The sequence below is a fragment of the Paenibacillus sp. P3E genome (assembly GCF_001909045.1).
In the GTDB taxonomy this organism is placed as follows: Bacteria; Bacillota; Bacilli; order Paenibacillales; family Paenibacillaceae; genus Paenibacillus_AQ; species Paenibacillus_AQ helianthi.
Genome location: NZ_LVWH01000054.1, coordinates 1 through 5,882, shown reverse-complemented (window position 1 = coordinate 5,882; position 5,882 = coordinate 1). Strand labels below are relative to the sequence as shown.

General features: G+C 47.8%; 3 protein-coding genes and 2 rRNA genes. 1 reads left to right on the top strand and 4 read right to left on the bottom strand.

The window, feature by feature from the left end; translation table 11 throughout:
* Nucleotides 1-261: 261 nt before the first annotated feature.
* Complete coding sequence (locus tag A3842_RS06900; protein WP_074100868.1) at nt 262-2,850, top strand: beta-L-arabinofuranosidase domain-containing protein; 2,589 nt, start codon at nt 262-264, stop codon at nt 2,848-2,850.
* Between the two features lie 348 nt (nt 2,851-3,198).
* On the opposite strand, the gene A3842_RS06895 is transcribed toward A3842_RS06900, so the two are convergent.
* From A3842_RS06895 to A3842_RS06880, 4 genes are all read right to left on the bottom strand, one after another.
* Nucleotides 3,199-3,690, bottom strand: coding sequence for a pyridoxamine 5'-phosphate oxidase family protein (locus A3842_RS06895; protein WP_074100867.1), 492 nt, complete (start codon nt 3,688-3,690; stop codon nt 3,199-3,201).
* Between the two features lie 133 nt (nt 3,691-3,823).
* Nucleotides 3,824-5,176 carry a sodium-dependent transporter gene (locus A3842_RS06890; protein WP_074100866.1) on the bottom strand — a complete coding sequence of 451 codons (1,353 nt, stop codon included), beginning with the start codon at nt 5,174-5,176 and terminating at the stop codon, nt 3,824-3,826.
* Nucleotides 5,177-5,363: 187 nt separating this feature from the next.
* A 5S ribosomal RNA gene (gene rrf / locus A3842_RS06885) occupies nt 5,364-5,480 on the bottom strand.
* 145 nt (nt 5,481-5,625) lie between these two features.
* Nucleotides 5,626-5,882, bottom strand: a 23S ribosomal RNA gene (locus A3842_RS06880); the annotation flags it as partial.

Genomic DNA, 5,882 nt, shown 5'->3' with positions numbered 1-5,882 from the left:
ATTAAATATAATAAAACATGATAATGCCAAATAAGTCATCAAAATAATGACCCATCACCTGGAATGAGTGTATATCAGTATAATGTATTTATATAATCATTTTTCAATTTATAAAGATTTAAACAAAATCGATTTGCAATTTTGAGAAATCTACCCTTTTGACACATATTCAAACCTTGCTCTATTTACGTCTGGCGCCTATAAATTATAAGCTTTAAGTGCAAAACGGCCTGAATAATCTAATTCTAGGAGAGCAAAAATATGACCTTAGGCAACAACCCGCTCCTGACAACGGAACAATCACCTATCCATCCTTTTCCCATGAATCAGGTCACGCTTACCGACCCTTACATGGTTAATGCCTTATCCAAAGAAATTCTTTATCTCAAAAGCTATGATCCCGACCGGCTGCTAGCCGGCTTCCGCGAAAATCGGGGGCTCCCTCCCAAAGGGGAAAAATACCCCGGTTGGGAAAATACCGAAATCAGAGGACATACACTGGGACATTATCTGACCGCAACGGCCCAGGCTTATGAGAATACCGGCAGCAGCGGACTTCTGGAACGTCTGGAATACATCATCGGTGAGCTGGGGGAATGCCAACTGGAGAACGGTTATCTGTCCGCTTTTCCGGAGACATTATTTGATCATGTGGAAAACAAGCAGCCCGCCTGGGTTCCCTGGTACACCATGCACAAAATCATCGCCGGTCTGGTCGCTGTCTACCGTTCAACCGATAACTCTGCAGCTTACCGTATAGTGTCCGGGCTCGGCGAATGGGTGTACCGGCGTGTCTCTGCCTGGTCGCCTGAAATTCAGGAACGGGTACTCTCGGTTGAATACGGAGGGATGAATGATTGCCTGTATGATCTGTACAAGATTACGCAGGACGGTCATCATTTGTATGCGGCGCATATGTTCGATGAACTTGCATTGTTTACCCCTGTCCGTGAAGGTCGGGATATTCTCAAAGGCAAACATGCCAATACGACGATTCCCAAGTTTCTCGGGGCATTGAACCGCTATCTCGTGCTGGAAGAAGGAGAGCGCTTTTATCTGGAAGCTGCGGTGCAGTTCTGGGATATGGTTGTCAATCACCACAGCTATATTACAGGCGGGAATAGCGAATGGGAGCATTTCGGCGATCCGGATATTCTGGACGGAGAACGCTCCAACTTTACGGCCGAAACCTGCAACACCTACAATATGCTGAAGCTTACCAAAGAACTGTTCAAGCTTACCGGAGACATCAAATATGCCGATTTCTACGAAAACACGTTCATCAACGCCATTCTTTCTTCACAGCATCCGCATACCGGCATGACGATGTATTTTCAACCCATGGCGACGGGTTATTTCAAGGTGTACAGTTCTCCGTTCGACCACTTCTGGTGTTGTACCGGCACCGGCATGGAGAGCTTCACCAAGCTGAATGACAGCCTTTATTTCCACCGGGGCAACAGCATCTACGTCAATCAATATGTCAGTTCAACCCTGGTGTCGGAAGCGCACCGGATCGAGCTGGAGCAGGAGGCCAACCTCCCATATAAGGATACAGTCACATTCACTCTGCGTACCTTGGACAGTCAAGCGACCACACTAGAGCTGCGTTTGCGTATACCAGATTGGATCGCCGGGACGATGAACATTCATTTGAATGGAAATACAGTAGCCTTCCGGACAGAGGGCCGGTATGCTGTCCTGGAGAATGTCTGGAAGGACGGTGACAAGCTAAGCATTCAATTCCCGATGAAGCCTTTGTACTGTACACTGCCTGACGCCCCGAATGTGGTAGCTTTCAAATATGGACCGGTGGTGCTAAGCGCCGCATTGGGAAAAGATGATCTTACACAGTCGGCAACAGGTGTAGCTGTCAGCGTGCCAACGAAAAATATGCTGGTAAAGGATTTTATCACACCGTCTCACGGGAGCATCAGCGATTGGCTGGATCACTTCGAGGAGCATTTCATACGTAAAAATGGAGATCTAGTCTTCGTATTACGTGGAACGGATGAGGACGGACGGCTGGAATTCACACCCCATTACAAGCAGCATGAAGAACGCTACGGCATCTATTGGAAGCTTGTCGAGACGGATTCCAGGGAGTTACAGGAGCATATTTGGCATGGGAAACAGGATCAGACGATTCGGGAAGCTACCATTGACAGTCTGCCGGTTGGCAATGATCAATACGAGCTTGAGCATGGCATCCAAGGGGAGAACACTACGGTTGCCGTCTGGGATGGCTATACCCTTAGACAAGCAGAGAATAACGGCTGGTTCAGCTACCGGCTGAAAGTACTCCCTGAGCAGGATAACTATTTATCTGTCACCTACTTCTCCGGCAACAACGGCAAAGCGATTGATATTTATGTAGACGGCAAACTGCTCGCCAGCGATACATTGATAACTGATAAAGTGCGGACCTTCTATAATAAGCGATACCTCATTCCGGCAGAGCGGATAAAGACTGCCACCGAGGTAGCGGTCAAATTTGTCATTCCGGGGCAAATGAACGGAATTTTCGATCAATTGCGGATGATGACAAGCTACAGCAGTAATGCCGAGCTGGCCGAGCTAATCTTTGACGCAGGCAGCCTTTCGGGGGCATTTACCGCCGATCAGTCTGACTACACTCTGACTGTGAGCGCGGGTACACCGGCGGTGCGGATGCATGCCAACCCTTCGCACAAAAATGCCCTGGTCTATGTCAATGACATTCTGATCGAGGATACATTGCCTAGAACTGTGTTTCTTTCCAGTCCAATTACGAATGTGCAAATCAGTGTTACAGCGGAAGATCTGGAAGTGGTGAAGAAATACAAAATTACGATTATTAAACCCGCCTAGAGAATACACATTGCAAGTAGAAACAGCAACGTCGTCCTTTTAAAAGCTTATGCTTCCAAATCAGCGTACTACGATCGTTTTCAGGTATCCGGTTCAGCGAGAAAAAGAAGGATAATATATTGTGCAAAGCATATACATTCCTATCTTGTAATCAAAGAAACAAACCGGCAAGCCAGGCAGCTTTACGGAGGTCATTAATATAGTTTTAGGATACCGCTATGCAACAGGGGACTTCTCTTGCATAGTGTCCGTATTCGCTCATACCTGTATAAAAAGCCACCAGGACTTGTCCTGGTGGCTAATTGGCTCATTCGCCCAACTTTGATATTTAGATGTCGGCTCGGCAGCCTACATTAATTCGATAGTCTGGTTGAGATTCGACTGCTCCGTATCCTGGTTCGTTATTCGTTTAAACAAATAAGTCGCCTTCTCGGCCAGGTTACCGCTCTTCCAATATTCAGCCGCTTCGGCTTGCACCTGGATCAGAATTACCTCAGGGTCATCATAGCTGGTTTGCAAAAAAGCATCATACCCCGCATTCCAAAATTCTTTTTTCTTGTCCAGATCCTGAACAAGCTTGGCCGTCCCACGGACAGAGACATAGGATTTATCGGCATATACGACGTTAACCCTCGGATCATGGAGGATTTCCCCGAACTTGCTAGTGTCCTTCTTGGTAAGGAACCATAAATCTCCGTCGAACTCAACCTCCTGGGTCTTCATGGGGCGGGATACCAGTCCCTCTGCTGATATCGTAGTGAACATCGCGGTATCAATACCTTTGATCAGCTCTCTCACCGTCTCAACTGCTTCCTTGTGACTTTTGTTCAAATCTGACATGCTTATCGCCTCGTTTCTTCCGGGTTATGGAATAGGTTATCCAAACAGATACCAATTATTAACCGAAATACACATAAAAACCCTACAACCCAAGGGGGCGTAGAGTTTATTGTCTATTCTGCAGATGGTTGAATTAGAATTTAAGAATCCCTGAGGTATGGAGCAGCACCAAAAACACCAGAATCGGCGCAACATACCGGAGCATGAACAACCAGATACGGAACCAGCGCGCCTGTAATCCGGCTGCTTCCGCCGCCCCTTTCCAGAAATATCCCGCAAAAATAGTGATCAGCAGACCGCCGAGCGGAAGCATAATGTTAGAAGTGATGAAATCCATCCAGTCAAACAAGGCTTTGCCCCCAAAAGTAAGCTCAGGGAACATGCCCAGCGACATCGCTGAAGGAATACCCAGCAGGAAAAGGACCAGAGACAAGATCCATACCGAACGTTGACGGCTCCAGTTCCAGCGCTCCATTGCAAAAGATACGGGCACTTCAAGCAGAGATACGGCCGAGGTCAGAGCAGCAATGGCCAGCAGGATAAAGAATAGACCGCCGAAGAACGAACCGAAGGGCATCGCAGAGAATGCCGCCGGCAGAGCGATAAAAATCAGCGAAGGCCCTTGATCGGGGGCAATGCCAAACGAGAACGTCGTCGGGAAAATAATCAACCCGGCTATAAATGCATATAGCAAATCTCCGGCGCCTATGGCAAGTGCAGCGGTACCCAGCGACTGTTTTTTATCCACATATGAACCGTAAGTCAGAAGAATCCCCATCCCGAGTGACAACGAGAAGAAAGCATGTCCCAAAGCGACCAGCGCGGATTCCGCCGTCAGCACCGAGAAGTCTGGTTTGAGGAAGAAGGACACTCCTGCGTTTGCCCCCGGAAGGGTTACGGCGCGAATCATGAGTACAATAAGGAGAACGACCAGGCCGGGAATCAATACTTTGTTAAATTTCTCAATCCCTCCTGACACCCCAAGGATGACTACACCCGCCGTAATCAGGATAGCCACACCCTGCCAGACAATCGGCATATACCCTGAGATAAAGGAACCAAATTCACCTGCATAGTCACTAGTGCTGAACAGTTGTCCATTGAAAGAAATCAACGCGTAATTCAACGTCCAGCCTGCAACGATAATATAAAAAGAAAGGATTAGAAAAGGCGCCACTACTTGCAGAATTCCGGCTGCTTTCCAGCCTCTCCCGCCTCCGGCACGTATGAACGATGTCGCCGCACTTCCCCGTCCGCTGCGTCCGATAGCCAGCTCAGCCAACAAAACCGGCAAGCCAATTAGCACCAAACAGACGATGAAAAGAAGAAAAAAAGCCGCCCCGCCATTTTCTCCTGTAATATAAGGAAATTTCCACATATTCCCCAGACCAACAGAACTGCCGATGGCTGCGAAAATAAAACCGCTCGAAGAAAAGCGTTCTTCCTTCTCCGTAAGCAGGCTTTTTTCACCTTTAGATTGATTCATTTACTTATGCCCCTTTTTCTCTTTTAGCCTTCATTATAGCTTAAGTCACCCTGCGAGTCTTATGGGAATTTCTGAATTTCCTAATCATTATCCTTTTTTCTGTATAAAAACTCTGATATTTCAAAGGTGTTCCTCTGTCTCATTAAAACAAAAAAACCACTGCTAATTATTCAGCAGTGGTCCATGTGCTTGGCGGCGTCCTACTCTCCCAGGACCCTTCGGTCCAAGTACCATCGGCGCTGGAGGGCTTAACGGTCGTGTTCGGGATGGGTACGCGTGGAACCCCTCCGCTATCGCCACCAAACGGGCATTTGCGGTGCAAATGCATCATTCAGGTCTCAGCATCGCCAAATGCTGAAAACAAATCTTTTTCACTTAACCTCTTGGGCCTCATGAATCAGAACTTGATTCCTGAAAACTGAATCCGAAACGAATCTGCGTTTTATCATTTGGATAAGCCCTCGACCGATTAGTATTGGTCAGCTCCATGCATTGCTGCACTTCCACCTCCAACCTATCTACCTCGTCGTCTTCAAGGGGTCTTACATACTGGGAAATCTCATCTTGAGGGGGGCTTCACGCTTAGATGCTTTCAGCGCTTATCCCGTCCGTACGTAGCTACTCAGCCATGCTCCTGGCGGAACAACTGATGCACCAGCGGTACGTCCATCCCGGTCCTCTCGTACTAAGGACAGCTCCTCTCAAA

Coding starts and splice junctions, on each gene's coding strand:
- A3842_RS06900 (WP_074100868.1), top strand. CDS start 262: ATGACCTTAGGCAACAACCCGCTCCTGACAACGGAACAATCACCTATC.
- A3842_RS06895 (WP_074100867.1), bottom strand. CDS start 3,690: ATGTCAGATTTGAACAAAAGTCACAAGGAAGCAGTTGAGACGGTGAGA.
- A3842_RS06890 (WP_074100866.1), bottom strand. CDS start 5,176: ATGAATCAATCTAAAGGTGAAAAAAGCCTGCTTACGGAGAAGGAAGAA.